Origin of the sequence: Noviherbaspirillum sp. ST9 (assembly GCF_048799745.1) — a bacterium.
GTDB lineage: Bacteria > Pseudomonadota > Gammaproteobacteria > Burkholderiales > Burkholderiaceae_D > Noviherbaspirillum.
This window is the reverse complement of record NZ_JBLWFR010000020.1, coordinates 1-2,086: the sequence shown is the minus strand read 5'-3', so window position 1 is coordinate 2,086 and position 2,086 is coordinate 1. Positions and strand designations below refer to the sequence as shown.

The following is a 2,086-nucleotide window of genomic DNA, read 5'->3' as shown; positions in this document are numbered from 1 at the left end:
TCCATCGTCTTGCCCGCCTCGTCCACCAGCTTGCTGCCCGCATCGACCTTCTCGACCGAGTCGCTGATCAGCTCCTTGATTTCCTTGGCCGCACCGGCGGAACGTTGCGCCAGGTTGCGCACTTCCGCCGCCACCACGGCGAAGCCGCGTCCCTGCTCGCCAGCGCGCGCCGCTTCCACCGCTGCATTGAGCGCCAGGATGTTGGTCTGGAAGGCGATACCGTCGATTACGCCAATGATGTCCACGATCTTGCGCGAGCTCTCCTTGATCGAGCCCATCGTCTCCACCACCTGCCCCACCACATTGCCGCCCCGCATGGCGACGTCCGATGCCGAGACGACCAGCTGGTTGGCCTGGCGCGCATTTTCCGCGTTCTGTTTCACCGTCGACGTCAGTTCCTCCATCGACGATGCCGTTTCTTCGAGCGAGCTTGCCTGCGATTCCGTACGCGCCGACAGGTCTGCATTGCCCTGTGCGATCTCGCCCGAGGCGACACTGATATTTTCCGTACCCGACCGGACATTGCCAACGATTTCGGAAAGGCTGTTGTTCATCTGGCGCAGCGCATCCAACAGCTGGCCGATTTCATCCCGGCTCCTGTCCTCGATCCTGGATGACAGGTCGCCCGTTGCGACACGGCTGGCAACGGCGACAGCTTCATTCAGCGGCCCGGTAATGCTGTGCGTGATCACCCAGGCGAACACGCCGCCGATGGCAAGTGCAACGACGCCGAGAACATACAGCAAAACCATCAGGCGGCTGTCGTCCGACAGGGAGCCCTCCAGGACTTCCTTCGAAGCGGCCTGCTGAAGCGCCACCAGTTTGTCCATTTCAGCAACGGCCTGATGGTTCAGCGGGTCAATGCGGCTGGCGATGACTTTCGCGGCGCCCTCGCTGTTAAATGCGAGCGCCTGTCCGATCGCCTCCTTGAACGGTGCAGCAATCTCCTGGTCGAGACGCGAGATCTCTGCGACGACCTTTTTCTCCGCGTCCGTCAGGCCAAGTGCCGTGAGCTTGTCGCGGGCCTCGGCATAGCGCTTGTTTTGTTCCTTGACGCGCGTTTCTTCCTTCTGCATGGCGCCGACATCGGATTGCAGGCCGATGTTGCGCATGGCGACACCGCCTTCCAGCAAGGAACTCTTCATGGTGCCCGCAAGCGCCCCTTTGGTGTTGGAGAGTTCCAGCCCTTCGATCAGTCGTTGCTTGTTCCGGGTAGTGAGTGCATTCCCGAGGATGACCATCAATGCAAGGATCGCAAGGATGATTCCGAAACCGACGCCAAGTCGCGCGCCAATTTTCAAGCTGCGCAAATTCATATGATTCTCCCGACTCAATCCGCTTTTACAACGACCGGCCAACCTCTGGAAAGCGACCGGTCTTATGGGTTTATCTGCTGCTATGCAGTTACTCGAACATATTACTCCGAAGCAACGCGGCAATCCAAGACTTGAACGTCGAGATGCGCCAAATTGTGGCAAGAACTATTGATGCACGATAAGACCGTTAGCATTTTGCTGCCACCGCAGCCCTAGAACTCTTCCCATTCATCGCTGCTTCCGCCCTTACGAGCCACCGGGACTGAAGGCGGCTTGACCGCGACAACCTGCGATCGCGATGTCGCGGGTCGCGATACCGCAGCCTTTTTTTCAACCGCTGGCTTGGACACGGCCACGACTGGAGCCATTTGCACCGACGATGCGCCGAGCTTGAATACGCCGACGGCTTGGGCGAGATTGACCGATTGCTCCTGCATGCTTTCGGCGGCAGCCGCTGCCTGTTCGACCAGCGCGGCATTCTGCTGTGTCATTTCGTCCATCTGTGCGATGGCGCGGTTGACCTCTTCGATGCCGGAACTCTGTTCCTGGCTGGCGGCCGTGATCTCGCTCATGATGTCGGCCACGTGCTTGACCGACGTCACGATCTCGTCCATCGTCTTGCCCGCCTCGTCCACCAGCTTGCTGCCCGCATCGACCTTCTCGACCGAGTCGCTGATCAGCTCCTTGATTTCCTTGGCCGCACCGGCGGAACGTTGCGCCAGGTTGCGCACTTCCGCCGCCACCACGGCGAAGCCGCGTCCCTGCTCGCC

Annotated in this window: 2 protein-coding genes; both read right to left on the bottom strand. The window is 60.2% G+C overall.

The window, feature by feature from the left end:
- A partial coding sequence (locus ACNOHI_RS24445) for a methyl-accepting chemotaxis protein (protein WP_420477333.1) occupies positions 1–1,316 on the bottom strand: 1,316 nt, incomplete at its 3' end.
- A 212-nt stretch (positions 1,317–1,528) separates the two neighbouring features.
- A partial coding sequence (locus tag ACNOHI_RS24440; RefSeq protein ID WP_420477332.1) for a methyl-accepting chemotaxis protein occupies positions 1,529–2,086 on the bottom strand: 558 nt, incomplete at its 5' end.